Here is a 20,962-nt window from a genome sequence, read left to right on the forward strand (position 1 = left end):
GTGATGCGGCTTTGCACCTTCCGCCCGGCAATAGCTCTCAAAAGTTTCGCTCAGCCGAGTCTGAATGTCCGACCATTTGACCTATGTCAATTGAAAGTCGCGCTGCACAGCTAGATTCAACAGTCCGAGATTCATCAGTCGTCCGGGGAGGAAGATATGGACCACACTCTACTGAACTACCCAAATGAGGTTGCCCACAGGATCTGCGAAGCCCAGTTGCAATTGCTGAGCCAGCCGCACGATGCGTTCCTGACGGAGCTCATGTTGCTTGCGGGGCTGCCGTCGCTATTCGCGCAGCTTCAACAAGCGCAGTGCGTGGCTGCATCCGCCCTCGCAAAGATCGAGGATGAGATGCTGCCCCACCACGCAACCGAAGAGAAGGTTCTGTTTGCTGCCGTTCTTCTCGGAGTTCGCAACGATGCCGAGAGGGAGCAAGTCCAGTCATTGACGCTCCAGCTGGCCGCCGAGCACAGAAACGTGGAGCAATTGTGGGCCAGGGTCGCCCCGGGGCTTCGAGCACTCGCTGAAGTGCCTGTTGTGCAGATAGATGAAGCACTGCTCACCCGCTTGCTCCGTGACTACTCTCGTCATGTCCTCCTGGAAGAATCCGAGTTCCTGCCCCTTGCTCGCAATATTCTTGCCGACTCTCCCAGCGGGTTGCCCACTCCGACGACGTCCAATCTCTTGCGGCCACGTTCTGAAACGACGGCACTGCCCGGGGATCAGCATGAACAAGTTCTCTGAATCACATGTGCGCATTTTGGGGGCCCTGGAGCGGCTGTCGCAGCTTGCGCGGGGCGAAGTCGCGCGTGACGCCGTTTCCTCGGCGGTGCAAGCCAGCATTGCCATGTTCGATGACGTGGTCGTACCCCATCATCGACTTGAGGAGACGCAGCTCTTCCCGTCGGTGCTCACCGCTGCGCGCGGGACCCCTCGCGTTGGTGCAATCGAAGCGATGGTGCGGCGAATGACAGCGGAACACAAAACCATCGAAGATGTTTGGGTCCAACTCAGGGAAGAACTCGAACACCTCCATTTCGGCGCGGCCAGCGCACGTTGTACGTTGCTCGCTCGCCGCCTGGTCACCGCCTATACGCTCCATGCCGCATTTGAAGAGATCGAATTTCTGCCATTGGCGGAAGACTTGGTCGGCCGGTCCGTGCCAGATGCAGCTTTAACCCACTGCATGTACGAGCAATAGAAGGCTCAGTGCGCCGGCTCCGGCAGCACACTCAATTCGCTCAACGCCGAAACCAGAATCACCACCGCCTGCACGATGAAGCCGGCCAGTGCCAGCCACAGGCACGCCGCCTCGCCCCAGGTCGCGCCGACAAGTCCGCCGAGCGCGGCGCCCACCGGGCGCGAGCCCGCATTCACCGTCAGGAACACCGACGACACGCGGCCCAGCATCGCGCCCGGCGTGATGCTCTGGCGCAGCGTGGTGGAGGTGATCGTCCAGATGATCGGGCCGGCACCGAACAGGAAGAACGCGGCGAAAACCAGCGCGCCTGATGGCACAAGCAGCGTGGCCACGACCATCGCCGCCGCGAGGACGGAAACCGCCGGCCCGAACTGGATGGCGCGGCCGAAGGGCATGGCGCCGACGATGCGCGAAGCCAGCAGCGCGCCGACCACCATGCCCGCGCCATAGCCCGCCAGCGTCACGCCGACGGCCTGCGCGCTGAGGCCCAGCGCCCGCACCGCATAGGGCACATACGCCGCTTGCAGCACGAACCATGAGATGTTCCAGGCCACGCCGGTGAGCAGCATCGGGCGCAGGAAGGGCTGGCGCCAGACGAACTGCGCGCCGTCGCGGATTTCCAGCAGCGGGTGGCGCGGGGCCGCCGCGGCCCGCACCGGCTCGGCCAATCCCCACAGCAGGCAGAGCGCCGACACCGAGAGTACCGACGCCAGTACGAAGGCAGCCGATGCCCCGGCCCACGTGACCAATGCACCCGCCAGTGCGGGACCGCCCGCGTACGCCGCACTGCGCGCGAGTTCGAGCCGGCCGTTGGCACGCGCCAGCGACTCGCGCGGCACCAGCGCGGGCACCAGTGCCGGCGCGGCGACGCTGAAGCCGACGGTGCCCACCGCGCCCAGGAACCCCAGCACAGCCAGGCCGGCGAACGAAAGTTGCCCGCCCAGCACCATCGCCAACAGTGCGAGCAGCGAGAGCGCGCGCAAAGCTTCGGCCCAAACCATCAATCGCCGGCGCGACACCCGGTCCGCCAGCAGCCCCAGCGGGATCGAGAGCAAAAGAAAGGGCAGCGTCTGCACCGCCGCCAGCGCGCCGATTTCGCCGGGTCCCGCGTTGAGCACAAGCACCGCCACCAGCGGCACCGCGGCCAGGCTCAGTTGCTCGGCCGACTGGGCGGCAAGGTTGGACCAAGCCAGGGCGGTGAAGGGGCGAGGGAGTGTGGGCGGCATTGGAAGTCTCTTGTGAACTCCAATGGTGCTGCCTCCAGGAATTCACGCTGGCCGTTTCCGGACCTGGTGTTCCCGGCGCCGACCTGCAGACGCTTCACAAGCTGCTGACCAGGTGTCCTCCGTCCACCGGGATCACCGCGCCGGTCATGTACGAAGACGCGTCTGACGCGAGCAGCATCAGCGCGCCGTCCAGGTCCGCGTAGTTGCCCATGCGCTTTTGTGGCACCCGCGCGATCAGCGCCTGGCCGGCCGGCGAGCGCAGCAGGTCGCGGTTGATGTCGGTCTCGAAGTAGCCGGGCGCCAACGCATTCACGCGGATGCCGTGCTCGGCCCACTCGAGCGCCAGCGCCTTGGTCAGCTGCACGACCGCCGCCTTGCTGGCGGTGTAAGGCGCCACCTGCGGCCGCACGCGCAGGCCCAGGATGGACGCGATGTTGATGATCGTGCCCGGCTGGCCGGCCTTGATCAGCATCCGGCCCGCGGCCTGCGCGACGCGGAACACGCCCGACAGGTTGACGTCGATCACATTGACCCAGTCCTGCTCGGGAAGCTCCGCGCTCTGGCCACGCGCCACCGTGCCCGCGTTGTTGACGACGATCGTGGGCAGCCCCAAGTCCGCCATGGTCTGCGAGAACGCGTTGGACACGCTGGCTGCGTCGGTGACGTCGGTCTCGTACGCGCGGATGTCGTCGGGGCGGTCCACCTTCGCGCCCAGCGCGTAGGCCATTTCGCGTCCCAGGTCGATGCGGCGGCCAAGCAGCGCGACGCGGGCGCCGTGCTCTGCCAGCACCTGCGCGAAATGCGCACCCAGGCCGCTGAAGCCGCCGGTGACGATGGCGGTGCGTCCCTGCAGGTCGAATGAAATCATGCGCGGCGTCCTTCGCAGGTGAGTTGCTGCTCGAAGATTACCGCAGATGCAACGCACCCGTCATTCCCGCGCAGGCGGAAGCCCTGGATCCCCGCCTTCGCGGGGATGACGAACGCTATTTCGCCAACCCGCCCTGCCGCGCCAGATGCACCTGGTGCAGCGTGATCTTCCGCACCTCGGCCTGGCTGGTCTCGATGTGCGCGCGCAGCAGCATCGCGGCCTGGTCGCCGCGCTTGCGCTGGATCGCCTTCAATATCTTGGCGTGCTCTTCGTAGGTGGCGTCGATGCGCGCCTGCTTGGTGAAGTCGAGCCGGCGGATGATGCGGATGCGATCGGTCACATCGCGATGCACCTTGGCCATCTCGGCGTTGCCGGCAGCGGTGACCAGCTTGCAGTGGAATTCCTCGTCCCACTGCGACACCTGCACCATGTCGCTGCTGCGCTCGGCGACGGGCACGAGCCAGATCGCCACCAGCTCGTCGAGCAATTCACGGTCCACCCGCCGGTCGTCGGCGCACAGGCGATGCGCGGCAGTGGTCTCCAGCACCATGCGCAGGTCATAGAGCTGTTCGAACTGCTCGAAGTCGAACGGCAGCACACGCCAGCCGCTGCGAAACAGCACCTCGACATAGCCTTCCTGCTGCAGGCGGAACAGCGCCTGGCGCACCGGCGTGCGCGAAACGCCCAGGCGTTCGGAGAGTTCGTTCTCGGTGAAGCGGTCACCGGGAACCAGATTGAACTCCGCCACGTCGCGCTTGAGCTGCGCGTAGACCTCGTCGGCGCGCGAGCGGTGCGCGGGCGCTTCGGTCACGGGCGGGGGACGGCGGGTGGTGGTGTGCACGGCGCAGACTCTATCAGCGTTGCCCTGTTACATCCGTCGCCAGTGCGGCGATCAACTGCTCGCTCGTCGCCGTCCAGCCGACGATGGCGCCTTGCGCACGCATCATCTCCACGGCGCTGGCTTTGAAATGCGGGAAGTAACTTTCCGTGCAGTCTTCCAGCAGCAGGCAGTCGTAGCCGCGATCGTTGGCCTCGCGCATCGACGTCTGCACGCAGACCTCGGTGGTCACGCCCATGAAAACCAGGTGCGTGACCTTGGCGTCGCGCAACAGGCCACTGAGCGGCGTGGCGTAGAACGCGCCCTTGCCGGGCTTGTCGATGACGATCTCGCCGGGCTGCGGCGCGAGCTCAGGAATGATCTGGTTGCCCGGCTCGCCGGCCACCAGGATGCGGCCCATAGGACCTGGGTCACCGATGCGCAGCGAGGGATTGCCACGGTCGCGCTTGGCGGGCGGGCAATCGGAGAGATCGGGCCGATGCGATTCGCGTGTGTGCACCACCAAGCCGCCGGCTGCGCGCCAGGCATGCAGCACGCGCTGGCACGCGGGGACGATGGCTTGCAGTAGCGAGACGTCGTTGCCGAGGCTTTCGCCGAAACCGCCGGGCTCGACGAAGTCGCGCTGCATGTCGATGATGACGAGTGCTGTATGCGCGAGGGTGAAGTCGTAGGGGAAGGGCGCGGCGTCGAGTTTCATTCGGACTCCTTCGCGAGGTTCATATGCTGCCGCCCATGTGGGCGCCCAGGACATGGCGCTGCGCATCGGCGGCGGTGGTCTCGTGGACGATGCGGCCGTCGCTCATCACCACGATCCGGTCAGCCAACTCCAGCAGCTCATCCAAGTCTTCGCTGATCAGCAGTACCGCGCCGGCGCGCGCGCGCACGCCGAGGATGCGGGTGTGGATTTCCTTCACGGCCGCGAAGTCCAGGCCGAACACCGGGTTGGCGGCGATGAGCACGTTGATGTCGCCGTTGAGTTCACGCGCCAGCACGGCGCGCTGCACGTTGCCGCCGGACAGGCTGCGGATCGGCGCCTGCTCGCCCCGCGTCTTGATGCCGTAAGCGGCGATCCAGTCACGGGCCCGGCTGCGCCAATGCGTGAAGCGGAGCCGACCGCCTGCACAGAGCGGTGCGCGGTCGAAGTCGCGCAGCGCCATGTTTTCCGCGACGGAGAGTTCGCCTACGCACGCGTTGCGCAGCGGCTCTTCCGGCAGGCTGCGCACCTTCAGGCGATGGTTCTCCTCGCGCCGCGCGGCATACGGCTGGCCCATCACGCGGACTTCGCCGCTCGCGCGCTCGCGCTGGCCCACCAAGGCTTCCACCAGTTCGCGCTGGCCGTTGCCCGACACGCCGGCGATACCGAGGATCTCCCCGGGATGCACCGTGAGGCTGAGATCGCGCACGGCCAGCGTGCCGCGGTCGCCCATCACCTTCAGCGAACGCACCTCCAGCGCGGCTTGGTCCGCGTGCTCAGCCTTACCGACCTTGCCTGGCGCATCTGGCACGGGCGCGCGGACCGCGTGAACCTGCGAGAGATGTTCTTCGGCGATGGCGTCCTCGGCGGCCTCGCCCACCATGTGGCGCGCCAGCAGTGCCGGCCCCGTGTAGGGCACGCCGGTGGTGTGCACGGCCTTTCCACGGCGCAAGACCGTCACGTCGTCTGCATACGCCATGACTTCGCGGAACTTGTGCGTGATGATCAACACCGTGCACTGCCCGCTGCGCGCGAACTCGCGCACGTGGCCCAGCACCTCATCGGCTTCTTGCGGCGTGAGCACCGAAGTGGGCTCGTCCAGGATCAGCAGGCGCGGGCGCAGGTACAGCTGCTTGAGCAGTTCCAGCTTCTGCTTTTCTCCCGCGGCCAGCTCGGAGGGGCGTGCGTCCAGGTCGAGCCGAAACGGCGTCGAAGAAAGAAACTGCTCCAGCTCCGCGCGCTTGGCTTTCCAGTCGATCAGTGCGGGCGTCTTGCCCCCGGCCAAGAGCAGGTTCTCGGCGACCGTCATGCCCGGTGCCAAGGTGAAGTGCTGATACACCATGCCGATGCCCAGCATGCGCGCGACGACCGGATTGGCGACGTCGTGCTCGCGACCGTCGATCATCACCGCGCCCTCTTCCGGCCGGTGAAAACCGGCGACGCACTTGACCAGCGTGCTCTTGCCCGCGCCGTTCTCGCCCAGCAGCGCGTGCACCGTGCCCGGCGCGACCTTCATCGTCACGTGGTCCAGCGCGGTGAACGTGCCGAAGCGCTTGGTGAGCTCGTAGGTTTCGAGCGCCATGGCGCCCGCGTTCGGCGTGAGAGCCGGGGAGTTCATGCGATTGCGTCGAGGACGGCTTGCGACGGCGCGTGCGCACCGAACACGCCGCCCTGCATGGTGATCATCTTCAGCGCCGCCTCGTGGTTGCCCTTGTCGGTGGCGGCGGTGCAGTCGGACACAGCCAGGCATTCGAAGCCGCGGTCGTTGGCCTCGCGCATGGTGGTGTGCACGCAGACGTCGGTGGTGATGCCGGTGAGGACCAGGTTGACGATGCCGCGCGTGCGCAGGATCAGCTCCAGGTCGGTCGCGCAGAACGAGCCTTTGCCCGGCTTGTCGATGATGGCTTCGCCCGGCAGCGGCGCAAGCTCCGGAATGATCTCCCAGCCTGGCTCGCCGCGCACCAGCACCTTGCCGCAAGGCCCGTCGTCGCCGATGCCCGCGCCGAGTTGGCGCGAACGCCAACGCTTGTTGGCGGGCAGGTCGGACAGGTCGGGCCGATGGCCTTCCCGCGTATGGATGATGTGGTAGCCCGCCTTGCGCATGCCCGCCATCAGCTTCTTGAGCGGCTCGATCGGTGAACGCGTGAGCGAAATGTCATAGCCCATCTTGTCGACGTAGCCGCCGATGCCACAGAAGTCGGTCTGCATGTCGATGACGACGAGCGCAGTGTTGGCCGGTGTGAGGTCGCCGTTGTATGGCCAGGCGTAGGGGTTGGCGGGGATGAAGCGTTCCATGGTTCTTCTCAAGCAGCTTTCTTGATGGCGACTGCGGCCGAATCAGGCACCAGCGGGTGTTGCTCGGGCCCCTTGTATTGCCTCGTCGGCGCATCGAAGCCGCAGCTCGTACCGTCGGTCACCTGCACCCGCCACGGCAGCTGGTAGCGCCCCGCCGCCATGTCGTGCATGTAGGTGTAGGGGCAATCCTGCGCGCCGCCCTTCACCGCCACGTAGCCGCGGTGGTAGAGCTGGTAGATGTTGTTCTCCACGCCCCAGCCGCTGCGCGCCTCGCGCACCAGGTCGGGCCGCAGTTCGCAGGTGATGATCTCGTCCGGCCGGCCCCCGCCTTCGACCAACACGCTGCCGTCGAAGTTGCAGAACATGCCCTCGCCCATCGAATCGAAACTGCCGTCGCTGCCGCACATGCACACGTTGGCCGTGTAGGCGAGGTTGCTGAACGCGTTGGCCTGGTTGGTGATCTTCCACGCATGGCGGATCGGCGCGGTGTAGCCGGCGGTGCGGATGATGATCTCGGCGCCCTTGTACGCAGCCTCGCGCGCCATCTCGGGGAACATGCCATCGTGGCAGATGATGAGGCTGATCTTGCTGCCGTTCGGGCCGTCGCACACGGGGACGCCCAGGTTGCCCGGCTCCCACGGTTCAACCGGCACCCAGGGATGCAGCTTGCGGTAGTACAGCTTGATCGCGCCGGTGTCGTCGATGATGAGGCCGCTGTTGTAAGGGTTGCCGCCGGGGTTGGCTTCCATGATCGAGAAGCAGCCCCAGATCTTGTGCTCCACGCAAGCACGCTTGAAGGCGGCGACTTCCGGGCCGTCGAGCGAACACATGATCGCGGGCGCCGTGTCCATCGACAGGCCATGCAGCGAGTATTCCGGAAACACAACCAGGTCCATCCCCGAGAGGTTGCGCCTCGCTTTGCCCACCAGTTCGCAGATGCGCCGCGTCTGCGCGGCCAGGTCAGCGGGCGTCTGGACCACGGGCAGTTGCAGCTGCACGAGGCCCACCACGACGCCGTTCGGTGATTTGTTGAGTCCGCCCAGTCCGGTCATGTGATGACTCCTAGTTCGATGCGCCGAGCTCGCCGGGGCTGCCCGCGACCTTGCCCCCGGGCTTGCAGGTCAACACCAGGATGACCAGCGTGAGCACGTAGGGCACGATGTTGAACAGGTGGTAGCCCCAGCCGACGCCGACGGACTGCAGCGCCGGGCCGATCGCGCCGGCACCGCCGAACATCAGCGCCGCGCCGACACAGCGCAGCGGGCTCCAGCGCGCGAAGATCACCAGGGCGACCGCGATCAGGCCTTGGCCGCTGGAGATGCCCTCGTTCCAGCTGCCGGGATAGAAGAGCGTCAATGACGCGCCGCCCAGGCCGGCGATCATGCCGCCCGCGGCTGTCGCGGCGATGCGGATGCCCGACACCGAATAGCCCAAAGCACGCGTGGCGTGAGCCGAATCGCCGGCCATGCGCACCAACAAGCCTGCGCGCGTGTTGGCGAAAGCCCACCACAGGGCAACGGCGAGGGCCAGGCCGATCGGCACCAGCGCATTGACTTGCAGTGCCGAACGCACCGCCGCCGAATCGCTCCAGTTGCCCAGCGCGATGGCGGGCAGTTGCGGCGCCTGCGGCTGGATCAATGGCTTGCCGAGGTAGAACGCGAGCCCCATGCCGAGCAGCATCAGCGCGATGCCGGTCGCGATGTCGTTGACGCGAGGCAGCGAACACAGCACGCCGTGCAGCGTCGCGAGCAGGGCACCGGTGGCCGCGGCCGCGAGCACACCGATCCAGGCGGAGCCGGACAGATAGGACGCCCCGAAGGCCGACATGGCCGAGAGCACCAGCACGCCTTCCAGGCCCAGGTTGATGCGGCCCGATTTTTCGGTGAGGCATTCGCCGAGGCTGACGAAGAGGAACGGCGCGCCGACGCGCAATGCGCCGCCGAGGATGCCGGCGAAGAAGATAAGGAGTTGGTCGGCGGTCATAGGCCTGGATTGCGGGTCGAGCCGGCAATGACAATTGGCGAAGGTTCGGCCGGGCCGAAGCGCCCGAGCCGCGCAAACACGGCCTTCCAGTCCACATCCCTCAACGCCTCGCTCGCCAGGATGAACACGAAGGCTATCCCCTGCAGCAGCAGCACCGACGCATCCGGCAAACCCAGCCTGCGCTGCAACAAGCTGCCCGCTGCGCCAAAGCCCCCAAAAAGAATCGCGACCGGTATCACCGCCAGCGGTTGTTGCCGCGCGATGAACGCCACCAGGATGCCGGCATAGCCGTAGCCCGCGATCAGCGCGGCGTTGGCGCTGGTGTGCACGGCCGCCACTTCCACCGCGCCGGCCAAGCCTGCGCATGCCCCGCCCAACGCGCAGGCCAGGAGGATCAATCGCGACGCCGGCAGCCCCACCAATTGCGCGGCGCGCAAATTCCCGCCCACCACCCGCACCGAAAATCCCGATGGCGTCCAGCGCAGCCACAGCGCCGCCACGATGCAGGCGACGACGCCCAGCACCAGTCCCCAGTGCACGTCGGAACCACCGATGCCGCTGATCAGCATGCCGTCTTTCAACGCATGGGTCGAAGGCTTGTTCAAACTCGCCGGATCGCGCAGCGGCCCTTCGACAAAGTGCTTGAACAGGCCGATCGCGACATAGGCCAGCAGCAGGCTGCTGATCGTTTCGTTGATGCCGCGGAATTGCCGCAGCCAGCCGGCCAGCGCGACCCACAGCGCGCCGGCAGCCGCACCGGCCAGGCACACCATCACCGTGCCGGCCGCGTTGTTGGGAAGCGGCAGGGCCTGGGCGAGCCCCGCACACGCGAGACCGCCCAGGACCAGCGCCCCTTCTCCTCCGATGACCACCAACCCCGCCCGCGCGGGGATCGCCACGCACAGCGCCGTGAGCATGAGCGGCGCTGCGCGCTGCAGCGTGTTCTGCCACGAGTACCAGTCGCCGAACGCGCCCTTGAAGAGCAACAGCCAGACGTCGAGCGGGCTGACCCCCGCGAACCACACGAAGACGCCAAACACGAGCAGCGCGGCCACGATGGCCGCGACAGGCAGCAGGGCTTCTTTGAGTGCGGTTCGCATGCGTGAGCGTCAGCCGACCGAGCCGATCACGCCCTCGACCAGGTAGTTCATCTTCTCCAGCTCAAGGTCGGTCTGCTTGTACGACTTGCCGGCGGGGATGGTGGTCGCGCCTTTGTTGTCCTTCAACGGTCCCTTGAAGATGTCGAACGAGCCGGCCATCATCTTGGCCTTGGTGGCGTCGGCCTCCTTCTTGGCCGCGTCCGTCACCGCAGGGCCATAGGCCGACATCTTGACGAAGCCGTCCTTCAGGCCGCCACGCACGAAGTTGGGGTGCGGCTTGCCGCTGCGCGCCGCTTCGATGAAGTTGGTGTAGGCCGTGAGCCAGTTCCACTCGGCGCCGGTGAGGTAGGCCTGGGGCGCCAGCTTGGCCTGGCTGGCGTGGTAGCCGCAGACCATCTTGCCGCGTTTGGCTGCTGTCTCGACGATCACCTTCGGCCCATCGACGTGCATGGTGAACACGTCCACACCCTGGTCGGCCAGGCTGTTGGTGGCTTCGGCTTCCTTGACGGGCATCGACCAGTCACCGGTGAAGATCACGTTGGTGGTGATGCCGGGCTTGACCGAGCGCGCGCCCATGGTGAAGGCATTGATGTTGCGCAGCACCTGCGGGATCGGCTTGGCGGCGATGAAGCCGAGCTTGCCACTTTTGCTCATGTGGCCGGCGATCACGCCGTTCAGGTACTGGCATTCGTCGATGTAGCCGAAGTAGCTGGCGGTGTTCTTGGGGTGCTTGCCCTCGGTCCACATGCCGCCGCAATGGGCGAAGCGCGTGTCGGGGAATTTGGCGGCCACGGCCAGCATGTGCGGGTCGAAGTAGCCGAACGAGGTGGGGAACACCAGCGACGCGCCATCCTGCGCGATCATGCCGGTCATGGTTTTTTGCACGGCTGCGGTCTCGGGCACGTTCTCTTCTTCCACCACCTTCACGCCCGGCATTTTCTTGAGCATGGCCGCCGCTTCGGCCTGGGCCTGGTTGTAGCCGTAGTCGTCGCGCGGGCCGACATAGATCACGCCCACGGTGATGGGCTTTTGCGCGAACGCCAGCGGGGCAAGACCGGTCGCGCCCAGGGCGGCCAGCGTCTTGAGGGAATCGCGGCGGTTGAATGACTTGAAGCTCATGAGTCTCTCCGGGGGATGAAAGTTGAAGAAGTACTGCGGGACGTGAAAGCAGGATTCATGCAAGCGGCGGCGGCGCGGGCAGCAGGCTGACGTGGGCGGCGACGACGCGCCAGCCCTGGGGCGTGCGCATCCAGGTCTGGCTCTGGCGGCCGGTCTTGTTGCCGCCCGCGCGCTGGAACTCGACGTTGGCCGTGGCAAAGTCGCGGCCGTAGGTGGTGATGACCGTCTTGAGGATCGAACGCTCCAGCCCTTGCACGGGACGCCCAGCGCGGAAGGCCTTGATCGCGTCGTAGCCGTAGAGGTTCTCGCCCACGCCGTAGCGCAGCGTGTGCGGACTGTCCCAAAAGAGCTCGTCGAGCACGGGCACGTCATTGGTGACCAGGGCGGTTTCGTAGCGGTCGAAGACGGCCGTGACTTCGGCCAGCACGTCGGGGAGGTTGATGTCCATGGGCATTACTCCCTCTCCCTCTGGGAGAGGGTTGGGGTGAGGGCAAGATGCGCCACGCCCGCTTGCTGCAGCACCATCGCGGCGCGCAACGCGAGGTCTTCGCGCCAGGGTGCGGCAATGAGCTGCACGGCGATGGGCATCCCGCCCGTGCCCTCCGGCCACATCGGTGCGGCGACCACGGGGCAGCCCGCGAACGAGACGGGCTGCGTCAGCAGTCCCATCGCCGGCCGGCTCGGATGCTTCACGCCGTTGATCTCCAGCCAGTCGGTGCCGATGACGGGCGAGCTCACCGGCGTTGCCGGCGTGATCAGCACGTCCCATTTCTCGAACAACGCGTTGACCTTGTCGCGGTAGACACGGCGAAAGCGCTGGGCCTTGATGTACCAGTCGGCCGGCTGCAGCGCGCCGGAGATGAAGCGGTCGACCGACATCGGCTCGAAGTCCTGCGGCCGGGTGCGCAGATCGGCGAGGTGCAGGCTGCCGCCTTCGCTGGCGGTGATGATGAAGGCGGCGGTGCGGCCCAGCGCGGGATCCGGCCACTGCACTTCTTCCGTCGCGCCCAAGGTCTTTGCGGCAAGTGCCGCGACCGATCGCGCCGCCGGCGTCGCGTTGTCATGGAAATAGCCGGCGAGGATGCCGATGCGCAGGCCCTGCACGCCCTGCGCCAACTCCCCGGCTGCCGGTTGCACTTCGAGTGCGTGGCAGCCCGCGTCCAGCGGGTCGGGCCCTTGCATCGCGTCGTACGACAGCGCGAGGCCCTCGACGCTGTCGGCCAGCGGGCCGAGATGGTCGATGCTGTAGACGAAGGGGTAGGTGCCGCGGCGCGAGAGCCGCCCGAACGTGGGCTTCAGGCCCCACACGCCGCACAGCGAAGAGGGCACGCGGATCGAGCCATTTGTGTCCGAGCCCAGCGTCATCGGCACCTGGCCGGCGGCGACGGCGGCGCCCGAACCGCCCGACGAGCCGCCCGACATGCGCGCGAGGTCGTGCGGATTGCGCGTCGGGCCGTAGTGCGTGTTCTCCGTGGTGAAACCATAGGCGTATTCGTCCATGTTGAGCGCGCCCACCAGCACCGCACCGGCGGCCTTCAGGCGCTGCACCAGGACCGCGTCGGCGGAAGCGGCCGGCAGTTCGCGGTTGATCTTGGAGCCGGCCAGCGTGGTGACGCCTTCGATGTCGAACAGGTTCTTCACCGCGTAGGGCAGGCCTGCCAGCGGAGGCAGCATCTCGCCGCGCGCACGCATCGCATCGACAGCGTCGGCCTCAGAGCGCGCGCGGCGCAATGTCTTCTCGGTGAACGCATTGACACGGCCGTCCGTGGCCTCAATGCGGGCCAAGGCCGCGTCGCACACCTCGCGGGCGCTGGTTTCGCCTGTTGCGACGGCGCGCAGCAAAGCAGCGGTATTCATGGCACGGCTTTCGGAAACGGCGCCGGCCGAAAGATCTCGGCCAACTCGTGGTCGGGCGCGAGTTCGGCGCCGTCCAGCATCCGTGCCATCGCCGCGGTGCGGCTCATGTGTTCGGCCACGCGCTGCGCGGCTGCATCATCCAGCGGCAGACGCACCACAATCGCGGCGGCTTTGACATAGGCGAGGGTTTCGGCAGCGTCCATGCTCAGAACTCCGGCAAGGTTTCGGTGAAGTGGCAGGCGACTTCGCGCGCCGTCGCAACAGCGCGCAGCGGCGGCACGTCGCGCTCGCATTGCGCCACGCCGTGCGGGCAGCGCCCGTGGAAGCTGCAGCGCGTCGGTGCCGCGCCGCCCGCCATCTGGATCGGGCTTTGCGCCTCGCCGGGCAAAAGGTGTTCGGCCGCGTTGTGGCCGGTGCCGGGGATGGAAGCGATCAGCGCGCGCGTGTACGGGTGGCGCGGGTTGGCGAACACCTCGGCGGCCGGGCCGCTTTCGACCACGCGGCCCAGGTACATCACCAGCACGCGGTCGCACAGCAGGCGCACCACGTTCAGGTCGTGCGAGACGAACAGGAAGCTCATGCCCAATTCGCGCTTCAGGTCGGCGAGCAGCTGCAGGATCACGACCTGCACCGAAACGTCCAGCGCCGCCGTGGGCTCGTCCAGCACCAGCAGGCGCGGGCGCAGCACGGCCGCTCGCGCGATGCCCACGCGCGCCTTCTGCCCGCCGGAGAGCTGATGCGGAAAACGCTGCAGCAGTTCGAGCGGGAGGCCGGTGAGCGTGGCGATCTCTTCGACCTGGGCGCGGAGTTCTTTCGCATCGCGCACGCCCGCGAGCAGGCGCAGCGGCTCGGCGATGGTGTCGAAGGCGGTGTAGCGCGGATTCAGGCTGTCGTGCGGATCCTGGAACACCATCTGCACTTCGCGCCGCGACTTGTGCTGCGGCATCAGATGCGGATCGACCAGACCGAGGTCGGCCCCCAGGAAGCGGATCTGGCCCTCGCTCACAGGAAGGGTGCGCGTGAGCAGCCGCACCAGCGTGGATTTGCCGCAGCCGGATTCGCCGACCAGGCCCACCGTTTCGCCGCTCTCGATGCGGAAGCTCACGCCGTCCACGGCGTGCAACAGGCCCTTGCCCTGCGGGGTCTTGACGGGGAAGCGCTTGACCAGGTCCATGACTTCGAGCAGGGCGGCGGTCATGCGGTGACCTCGGGATGATGGCACCGAACGACATGGTGGCCGTCCGCCACGCTCGGCAGCTCGCCGGCGCAAGCATCGGTCACGTGCGCGCAGCGTTCAGCGAAGCGGCACGCCGGCAAATCGGCCCGGCGCAGGTCGGGAAGGTTGCCGCGCACGGCCACCAACTCGCTCAAGGAGGCGCGGCCTACCGGCGTCGCGCCGATCAGCTGGCGGGTGTAGGGATGTTGCGGCCGCAGGAACAATTCTTCGGTCGGCGCGGACTCGACCACATGGCCCGCGTGCATCACGACGATGCGGTCGCACTGGTCGCGCGCCAGGCCGAGGTCGTGTGTGATCAGCAGCGTCGCCATCGCGTGGCCGCCCGCGACCGTGCGCGCCTTCTCGCGGATCAAACCCATGATCGCGGCCTGCGTGGTCACGTCCAGGCCAGTGGTCGGCTCGTCGGCGATCAGCAGCTTGGGGCCGCAGGCCAGGGCCAGCGCGATCATCACGCGCTGGCACAACCCGCCTGAAAGCTCGAACGGGTACGCGTGGTAACGCCGCTCCGGGTCCGGAATCTTCATCTCGGCCAGGCAGGCGATCGCGCGCGCCTTCGCGTCGGCGTGACGCACCGTGGTGTGGCGCAGCAACACGTCTTCCAGCTGGTGGCCGACCTTGCGGATCGGATTGAGCGCGACCTTCGGATTCTGGAAGATCATCGACACTTCGCGGCCACGGATGTCCTGCAGGTCTGCTTCCTTGGCCGCGAGCAGGTCCATGCCGTCGAACTTCGCTGAGCCCTGCGTGATGCGCGCCGCGGCGTCCGACAGGCCCAGCAGCGCATAGGAGAGCACGCTCTTGCCGGAACCGGATTCGCCCACCAGGCCCACTGTCTCGCCCTTGTCGATGCTGATCGACACGTCCTGCAGCGCATGCACGATGCCGCCGCGCGTGCGAAACTGCAGCGACAGGTTGTTGACTTCCAGCAGGGCGTTCATGTCCTCCTCCGCGGGTCGATCAGGTCGCGCAGGCCATCGCCCAGCAGATTGAAAGTGAACACCGCCAACATCAGCACCGAGCCGGGGAACAACGCCACCCACCACTCGCCGGAGATGATGTACGTCGCGCCCTCGGCCACCATGATTCCCCACTCGGCCGCCGGCGGGCTCACGCCCAGGCCGATGAACGAGAGGCCCGCCGCGTTCAGGATGGCCCAGCCCATGTTGAGCGACACCTGCACCATCATCGGCGGCATGGCGTTGGGGATCAGGTGGCACAGCAGGATGCGCGCGTCGCCGTTGCCGGCCAGGCGCGCGGCCTCGATGAAACCGGACTCGCGCCGCACGTTGACCTCGGTACGCGCGACGCGGATGTAGAACGGCAGGTTCACCACCGCCGTGGCGATGATGATGTTGAAGACCGAGTTGCCCAGTGCGGCGACGATGCCCATGGCCAGCACGAATAGCGGAAAGCTCATGACCATGTCGCACAGGCGGATCACGATGCGGTCCAGCCAGCCGCCGAAGTACCCGGCGGCGGAGCCGATCAACCCGCCGATGGCGAACGAGGCACCGACGGCCGACAGCGCGATGACGAAGTCGACACGCGTCGCCACCACTACGCGCGACAGGATGTCGCGGCCCAGGGAGTCGGTGCCGAACCAGTGCTGCCAGCTGGGCGGCGACATGGGCTTGCCCACGTTGGTAGCCAGCGGGTCGAACGGCACGACCCATGGGCCGATCACGGCCAGCAGCACGAACATCGCGAAAAGAACGGCTGCGACGAGTGTGAAGGGGTTGTCGGAGAGAACGTAGCGGGCGTGCGACCAGAAGTTCTTGCTCCCTCTCCCGCTTGCGGGAGAGGGCTGGGGTGAGGGCTTCGCGGCACCCTCATCCCCCGCCTTCTCCCGCGAGCGGGAGAAGGAGCCGATACCGCTGGTGTCCGTCATCGCTTTCATTCCCCCAGCCTCACACGCGGATCGATCACGACGTACAGCATGTCGATCACCAGATTGAGCAGCGTGTACAGCACCGCCATCGTCAGCACAAAGCCCTGAACCGGTGCGTAGTCGCTGGCCACCAGCGCCTCGAGCGCGAAGGACCCAACGCCGGGCCAGGCGAACACTTTCTCCACGATCACGCTCATGCCGAGCAGGAAGGAGAACACCATGCCCATGGTGGTCACCACCGGCAGCAGCGCGTTGCGCAAGGCGTAGCGCACCAGCACCGTGGTGGTGGACAAGCCGGAGGCGCGGGCCGTGCGCACGAAGTCCGCGGACAGCACGGCGAGCATGGAAGCGCGCGTCATGCGCGCGATCGGCGCCAGCACGAAGATGCCGAGCGTCAGCACCGGCAGGATCATCTGCTTGGCGCAGGCGATGAACAGCGTGAAGTTGCCGGCGAGCAGCGCATCGACGGTGTACAGGCCCGTGATCGTCTTGGGCGCGGTGAGGTACGGATCGAGCCGGCCGATCGGCGAGGGCGCCCATCCCAGCAGGAAATAGAAGACATACGCGAGCAGGAGGCCCGTGAAGAAGGTGGGCAGCGAGACGCCTGCCGTGGTCACCAGCCGGCAGGCATGGTCGATCCATGAATTCGGGTGCCGCGCGGCGGCGATGCCCAGCGGGATCGCAATGCTCACCGCGAACAGCAGCGAGGCCAGCACCAGCTCGAGCGAGGCAGGGAGACGCGTCAACAGTTCCTCGCGCACCGGCTGGCCGGTGGACAGGGCGTTGCCCAGGTCGCCGCGTGCCAGGTCCTTCAAGTAGATCCAGAACTGCACGGGCAGCGTGCGGTTCAGCCCCAGCTTCTCGCGCACCTGCTCCACTGCCTCTTGCGTGCCGGCCGGGCCGGCGAAGAACGCCGCCGGGTCGCCCGGCAGCGCGCGCGTAAGCAGGAAGGTGATGAGCACGATGCCGAAGAGGTTCGGCAACGCGCCCAGCAGGCGTTTGAGGATGGACAGGGGCATGAGGGGCTCAGGCCGTCGACGGGCCGCCCCTAGACGGCCTTGGCCCCCTCGGGGGGCAGAGCAGCGGCGTAGCCGCAAACGTGGGGGTCAACATGTCAGGCCGGGCTCGCCGCCTTCACCAGTTGCCGATAGTCCGGCTCCAGGTGGAACCAGTAGGTGTAGCCGCTGATGGTCGGCTGCATCGCCACGTCCATCATCGGCTGCACCAGCGGAATGCGCGGCACTTCCTCGTAGGCCAGCTTGATCATGTCCTTGACCATGCCGTCGTACAGGGGCTTGCTCTCGGCGAAGCGCGCGTTGGTGATCAGCTTGTCCATGGTGGCGTTCTGGTAGCTCATGGTGTTGAACACTGCGTTCTGCCCGTGGTAGCACCAGAAGTAGAAGTACTCCGGGTAGTTCAGCCAGCCGCCGAAGCGGTTCAGGATGATGGGCATGTCCTTCTTCAGCAGGGCCGCGCGCCAGTTGGCGCCGGGCACCTTGTTGATGGTCAGTTTGATGCCGATCTGCGCCAGCGCTTCCTGCACCAGGATCGCCGTGGGCTCGGACACTGTCGCCGAGCCCAGGTCGTACGACAGCACGGTTTCGATGGGGCCCACGCCCGATTCGGTCATCAGCTGCTTGGCCTTGGCGATGTCGGTCTTGTAGCCGTGGGCCTGCGGCCACACCGGCGCCTTGGGGTCGTTGCTGCCGCCCCACTGCTTGATGCCGCGACCGTAGAACGCCGACTCGAACATCTTGTCGTAGGGCATCGCATAGGCCACGGCCTGTCGCACCTTGACGTTGTTGAATGGCGGCTTGGCGGTGTTCATGCCCAGGTAGAACAGGGCGTTCTCGACCGGCAGGCTCACCACTTTCACCTTGCCCTTGTCGCCGGCGAAGTCCGCGAAGTCCTTGGGCGGCAGGGTGTAGGTGATGTCGATGTCACCCTTCTGCAGCAGCGCACGGCGGTTGCCCGACGACGGGATGTCGCGCTGGATGATGCGCTTGATCTTGGGCAGCGGGCCGTTCTTCCATTCCTCGAAACGCGTGTAGACCAGCTCCTGGCCCGGCTTCCAGCTCTCGACCTTGTAGGCACCGCCGCCGGCTTCATTGGTCTTGAGCCAGTCGGCGGCCCACGGGTCCTTCTCGGTCGCGTTCTTCTTGGCCAGCGTCGAGTTGTAGATCGACGCGACCGGCACGCCCAGGTCGGGCATCGACAGCTTGTCCTTGCGGATGAACTTGACGTGGAAGGTGGAGTCGTCAACCACCTTGAACTGCGCCGGGTCTTCCAGCGAGCCCGCCTTCATCTGGAAGGTGGGGAAGCCGCCCATCGCCAGCGCTCGGTCGAAGCTCCACTTCACGTCCTTGGCCGTCACGGGCGTGCCGTCGTGGAAGGTCGCGCCCTTGCGCAGGTAGAACGTCACGCCCATGCCGTCCGCGTCCACCTTCCAGCGCTCGGCCAGTTCGGGCTCGAACTTCGTGAAGTCGTACATGCTGCTGCCGTCGGGCAGCTTCTTCTTGCCGTACGAGATCAGCCGGTCATAGGCGTTCCACGCCACGCCGTAGCTCGGGCGGTTGGCGCCCAGGCCGTGGATGTCCAGCATGTTGGGGCCGAACTCGTTGGCCATGATCAGCGTGTCCTTGCGGTCCTGCGCGGCGGCTTCGCCGGCCACGAACGCCGAGCCCGCGATTGGCGCGAGCGTCGCGGCCTTGAGCAGTGAGCGGCGCTTGAATTGGGAGGGAAGGGACTTCATGGAGTGGCTCCTGTGGACGCTTTTGCAAGGATGGGGATCAGGGTTTGGCGAGGGAAGCTATGTAGGCGCGCCAGCCGCCCAGATGCGAGATGTCTTGTGCGCCTTGCGTCGCCAGCGCTTCGCAGAGGAAACCCTGCACGCTGCTGCCGTCGGCCAGCTCCAGCGTGCCTATGCCCAGCGGCGCGGGGATCAGCGACACGAAGGAGCCGTAGTGTTCCACGGGCATGTCCCAGATCTCCAGCGCGATGCGAGCACCGGTGCCCGGCGCGACGCGCAGCAACCCGGGCTTGGGCGGCACCGTGCCGGGCAGGGCGAAGAACTTGTAGTGCGGCGCGGTCTCGGTGGTGGCGACCAACGTGGCGCCACGCTCCTTGAGTTGGTCGTTGAGCGGCATGCCGGACAGGTGCGCGCCGACGACGGCAACCTTCACCGTCCGCACTCCCTCCCCCTTTGGGGGAGGGTTGGGGTGGGGGCACAGCGCCGGTATCGACACAGCGGGTGGCAACGCCTCCCCCGTCGCACCCTGCGTCAACCCCGTCGCATGGTGGTACCGCTGCCCCAGTTCCGCCAGCTGCCAATCACTGCCGCACTGCCCGATCAACGTGATGCCGAACGGCAGGCCATCGGGGCGGATCGAGCTGGGCACGGAGATCGCGGCGTAGTCCAGCAGGTTGACGAAGTTGGTGTAAGCGCCGAGGTTGCGATTCAGCACCACCGGGTCAGCTTGCATCTGCGCGATCGTGTAGTGCGTGGGGGCGGTGGGCACGAGCAGCACATCTATGGAGGACCACATGGCCGCGGCCTGCTGGCCCAGTGCCTGCAGCTTCGTCTGCGCCTCATACAAATCGGCCGCGCTGTACTCGCGACCCTGCGCGAGGATGCCGCGCACCGGCTCGACGACTTCGCTTTCGTTCGCGTCGAAGAAGGCTCGCACCGCCGTGTAGCGCTCCGCCACCAGCGCGCTTTCGTACAGCAGCGCGGCGGCTTGCGCCAGCGGTTCGTAGTCGATGGCCACAGGCGTGCCGCCCAGTTCCCGCAAGCGTGCGATGGCGCCTTCGAACGCCGCTTGCGCGAGCCCGTCTCCGAAGAACTCGAGCGAAGACGGAACACCAAAGCGAAATGTCTTGCCGAACGGCTGCGTGGCGAGCTTGAGCGGGCGCGAATACGGGTCGGCCACGTCATGCCCCATCGCCGCCTGCAGCACGCGTACCGCCGTGCCCACCGTGCGCGCGAAGATCGAAACGCAATCCACACTCTGCGCCGCCGGCACCACGCCGCGCGCGCTGATCAAGCCCTTCGACGGTTTGATGCCGACGATGTTGTTCAGCCCCGCCGGCACGCGCCCGGAGCCCGCCGTGTCAGTGCCCAGCGAAAAGTCCACCTGCCCCGTCGCGACCACATAGGCGGAGCCGGAGCTGGAGCCGCCAGATACATAAAGAGGGTTGAACGCGTTGGGCACGGCGCCATAGGGCGAGCGCGTGCCGTTCAGGCCGCAGGCGAACTGGTCGAGGTTGGTCTTGCCCAACACCCGCGCACCAGCCGCGAGCAGTTTGCGCACCACCGTGGCGTGTTCGACCGGCCGGTAGGCGAAGGCCGGACAGCCGGCGGTGGTCGGCATGCCGGCCACGTCGACGTTGTCCTTGGCGGCGAAGGTCAGGCCGGCGAGCGGGCCGGTTTCGCTGCCGGCCAAGGGGAAGTCAAGCCGCGTGATCCAGGCCGCGGCCGCACCTTCGGCCACGCCGGAAGGCGTCTGGGGCAGCGAATCGACCGGCAGCGCAACTTGCACCATCTTCGAGCATCCAATCTTGTATCCAAGATGAGATGCAAGGGCTGTGCCAGCTCAGCAGGCCCTTCCGGCCGCCTGTTCCGGACGGACTCGGGGGTCTGCCCGCTCCGTGTCAGGT

General features: G+C 66.9%; 21 protein-coding genes. 2 read left to right on the forward strand and 19 right to left on the reverse strand.

Features of this window, described 5'->3' with window-relative positions; genetic code table 11:
• Positions 1-156 precede the first annotated feature (156 nt).
• Both EEB15_RS05690 and EEB15_RS05695 read left to right on the forward strand, forming a co-directional pair.
• Positions 157-744, forward strand: coding sequence for a hemerythrin domain-containing protein (locus EEB15_RS05690; RefSeq protein WP_141508541.1), 588 nt, complete (start codon positions 157-159; stop codon positions 742-744).
• Entirely contained in the window at positions 728-1,201 is a 474-nt protein-coding gene (locus EEB15_RS05695) for a hemerythrin domain-containing protein (RefSeq protein ID WP_158289995.1), read from the forward strand. Before EEB15_RS05690 ends, EEB15_RS05695 begins: the two co-directional genes overlap by 17 nt.
• A 5-nt stretch (positions 1,202-1,206) precedes the next feature.
• On the opposite strand, the gene EEB15_RS05700 is transcribed toward EEB15_RS05695, so the two are convergent.
• From EEB15_RS05700 to atzF, 19 genes are all read right to left on the reverse strand, one after another.
• On the reverse strand, positions 1,207-2,427 hold the full coding sequence (locus EEB15_RS05700; protein WP_141508543.1) for an MFS transporter: 1,221 nt from the start codon (positions 2,425-2,427) through the stop codon (positions 1,207-1,209).
• A gap of 94 nt (positions 2,428-2,521) precedes the next feature.
• Positions 2,522-3,295 carry an SDR family NAD(P)-dependent oxidoreductase gene (locus EEB15_RS05705; RefSeq protein WP_199236459.1) on the reverse strand — a complete coding sequence of 258 codons (774 nt, stop codon included), beginning with the start codon at positions 3,293-3,295 and terminating at the stop codon, positions 2,522-2,524.
• A 115-nt stretch (positions 3,296-3,410) separates the two neighbouring features.
• Positions 3,411-4,136 carry a GntR family transcriptional regulator gene (locus tag EEB15_RS05710; protein WP_141508544.1) on the reverse strand — a complete coding sequence of 242 codons (726 nt, stop codon included), beginning with the start codon at positions 4,134-4,136 and terminating at the stop codon, positions 3,411-3,413.
• Positions 4,137-4,149: 13 nt separating this feature from the next.
• Positions 4,150-4,830, reverse strand: a complete 681-nt coding sequence (locus tag EEB15_RS05715; RefSeq protein WP_141508545.1) for a cysteine hydrolase family protein — start codon at positions 4,828-4,830, stop codon at positions 4,150-4,152.
• Between the two features lie 19 nt (positions 4,831-4,849).
• A complete protein-coding gene (locus tag EEB15_RS05720; RefSeq protein ID WP_141508546.1) occupies positions 4,850-6,445 on the reverse strand; it encodes an ABC transporter ATP-binding protein in 1,596 nt (531 codons plus the stop codon).
• On the reverse strand, positions 6,442-7,122 hold the full coding sequence (locus tag EEB15_RS05725; RefSeq protein ID WP_141508547.1) for a cysteine hydrolase family protein: 681 nt from the start codon (positions 7,120-7,122) through the stop codon (positions 6,442-6,444). The genes EEB15_RS05720 and EEB15_RS05725 overlap by 4 nt, the downstream gene beginning before the upstream one ends.
• An 8-nt stretch (positions 7,123-7,130) precedes the next feature.
• The gene (locus EEB15_RS05730; RefSeq protein WP_141508548.1) at positions 7,131-8,174 is read right to left on the reverse strand and encodes a formamidase; all 1,044 of its coding nucleotides are present in this window, start codon (positions 8,172-8,174) and stop codon (positions 7,131-7,133) included.
• A gap of 10 nt (positions 8,175-8,184) precedes the next feature.
• Positions 8,185-9,105, reverse strand: coding sequence for an ABC transporter permease (locus EEB15_RS05735; RefSeq protein ID WP_141508549.1), 921 nt, complete (start codon positions 9,103-9,105; stop codon positions 8,185-8,187).
• Positions 9,102-10,205, reverse strand: coding sequence for an ABC transporter permease (locus EEB15_RS05740; RefSeq protein ID WP_141508550.1), 1,104 nt, complete (start codon positions 10,203-10,205; stop codon positions 9,102-9,104). Before EEB15_RS05740 ends, EEB15_RS05735 begins: the two co-directional genes overlap by 4 nt.
• A 9-nt stretch (positions 10,206-10,214) precedes the next feature.
• Positions 10,215-11,324 carry a BMP family ABC transporter substrate-binding protein gene (locus EEB15_RS05745; RefSeq protein WP_141508551.1) on the reverse strand — a complete coding sequence of 370 codons (1,110 nt, stop codon included), beginning with the start codon at positions 11,322-11,324 and terminating at the stop codon, positions 10,215-10,217.
• A gap of 55 nt (positions 11,325-11,379) precedes the next feature.
• Positions 11,380-11,772, reverse strand: coding sequence for an oxalurate catabolism protein HpxZ (hpxZ, locus tag EEB15_RS05750; RefSeq protein WP_141508552.1), 393 nt, complete (start codon positions 11,770-11,772; stop codon positions 11,380-11,382).
• A 5-nt stretch (positions 11,773-11,777) separates the two neighbouring features.
• Positions 11,778-13,181: an AtzE family amidohydrolase gene (locus EEB15_RS05755; protein ID WP_141508553.1), complete on the reverse strand. Its 1,404-nt coding sequence runs from the start codon at positions 13,179-13,181 to the stop codon at positions 11,778-11,780.
• Positions 13,178-13,384: an AtzG-like protein gene (locus EEB15_RS05760; RefSeq protein WP_141508554.1), complete on the reverse strand. Its 207-nt coding sequence runs from the start codon at positions 13,382-13,384 to the stop codon at positions 13,178-13,180. Before EEB15_RS05760 ends, EEB15_RS05755 begins: the two co-directional genes overlap by 4 nt.
• A 2-nt stretch (positions 13,385-13,386) precedes the next feature.
• Complete coding sequence (locus EEB15_RS05765; protein ID WP_141508555.1) at positions 13,387-14,379, reverse strand: oligopeptide/dipeptide ABC transporter ATP-binding protein; 993 nt, start codon at positions 14,377-14,379, stop codon at positions 13,387-13,389.
• A complete protein-coding gene (locus EEB15_RS05770) occupies positions 14,376-15,356 on the reverse strand; it encodes an ABC transporter ATP-binding protein (RefSeq protein WP_141508556.1) in 981 nt (326 codons plus the stop codon). Before EEB15_RS05770 ends, EEB15_RS05765 begins: the two co-directional genes overlap by 4 nt.
• Positions 15,353-16,315 (reverse strand): ABC transporter permease, encoded by a 963-nt coding sequence (locus EEB15_RS05775; RefSeq protein ID WP_199236460.1) that lies wholly within the window; start codon positions 16,313-16,315, stop codon positions 15,353-15,355. Before EEB15_RS05775 ends, EEB15_RS05770 begins: the two co-directional genes overlap by 4 nt.
• Positions 16,312-17,325 carry an ABC transporter permease gene (locus tag EEB15_RS05780; protein WP_141508558.1) on the reverse strand — a complete coding sequence of 338 codons (1,014 nt, stop codon included), beginning with the start codon at positions 17,323-17,325 and terminating at the stop codon, positions 16,312-16,314. Before EEB15_RS05780 ends, EEB15_RS05775 begins: the two co-directional genes overlap by 4 nt.
• A 95-nt stretch (positions 17,326-17,420) precedes the next feature.
• Positions 17,421-19,058, reverse strand: a complete 1,638-nt coding sequence (locus tag EEB15_RS05785; RefSeq protein WP_141508559.1) for an ABC transporter substrate-binding protein — start codon at positions 19,056-19,058, stop codon at positions 17,421-17,423.
• 37 nt (positions 19,059-19,095) lie between these two features.
• The gene (gene atzF, locus EEB15_RS05790; RefSeq protein ID WP_141508560.1) at positions 19,096-20,847 is read right to left on the reverse strand and encodes an allophanate hydrolase; all 1,752 of its coding nucleotides are present in this window, start codon (positions 20,845-20,847) and stop codon (positions 19,096-19,098) included.
• Positions 20,848-20,962: the final 115 nt, after the last annotated feature.

The sequence above is a fragment of the Ramlibacter sp. WS9 genome (assembly GCF_003797765.1).
Lineage (GTDB): Bacteria > Pseudomonadota > Gammaproteobacteria > Burkholderiales > Burkholderiaceae_C > Ramlibacter.